General features: G+C 43.7%; 2 protein-coding genes. Both read right to left on the reverse strand.

Going from position 1 to position 968, the window contains the following annotated elements; translation table 11 throughout:
* A partial coding sequence (locus A3738_RS06625; RefSeq protein WP_197473643.1) for a hypothetical protein occupies positions 1-337 on the reverse strand: 337 nt, incomplete at its 3' end.
* Positions 338-431: 94 nt separating this feature from the next.
* Positions 432-968: M48 family metallopeptidase (locus tag A3738_RS30675; protein ID WP_231876553.1), on the reverse strand; the 537-nt coding region annotated here is incomplete at its 5' end.

The raw sequence follows: 968 nt of genomic DNA on the forward strand, positions 1-968 counted from the left end.
CAGTCAGCGATAATTCACCTTTTGGCCCCTCCTGCTTTTTGAGCTGTTGAACCTCAAAATCTTGACTGTATTCTGAGAGGGGTAAATCAAGGTCTACATTCGCTCCATCCTTTGTCAGAGATAGAAAGACCTGACTAGACACATCTGCCTGAATCGCCACCTCAGTTAATGCGAACAGTGATTCTTCTTGTTCTGTGCGCGGTTGATAATATCCAACTTCATAATTACCAGACGTCAACGAAAACGATGCTGCACCATAGCTATTAGTAAGGGCAGAAATCTCCCCAGCCTGCACTCGAATATTGGACTGCGCCACGCCATCCTTGAACACGAACACATATAAATTCTTTTGCGAAGACGACGCAAAAGCTGGAGTTGTTGTAAAAGCGATAAGTGCCGATAGACAAATAATCGCGCGCACTATGAGGCGATTAACGGCATGCATACGGGTCATTCTGACAGATCTCTATTTGCTTAAATAAATAAGTCGCTTTGGTAAACAGCTGACTATCGTTGATTTGTTGTAGGTATGAAGTGGCAATGGGGTAATTGCCATTTTTGAAATGCGCAAAACCTAAGGCGTATAAAATATTGTCATCTGACAATAGGTCGTAACGTTTTAATGGTTCTGTCTTAGCAACCATCGACTCATAGTCTTCTAGCTGAATATCAATGCCAATGCGCTGACGGAACTTTTCTTCTTGCTCAAGGATTCGGCGATTTAATTGCAGAGCGCGCACCGGACTCTCCGCTTTCAAATACAAAGCAGATGCTTTGGCTGAAAATCGTGGAAACTGCATTGAGGCGAACTCGTAAACGAGGGCCGCCATCATGTACTGCTGCTGATCAACATAGACTTGACCAAGTAACTCAAGAAGCTTGTCATTATCGTTATATTTAATGACGCCCTCCTCAAGAAGCACTGCGGCTTGCTCATATTCACCACTTTCTCTCAAAGCATATGCCAA

Source organism: Oleiphilus sp. HI0066 (assembly GCF_001635725.1).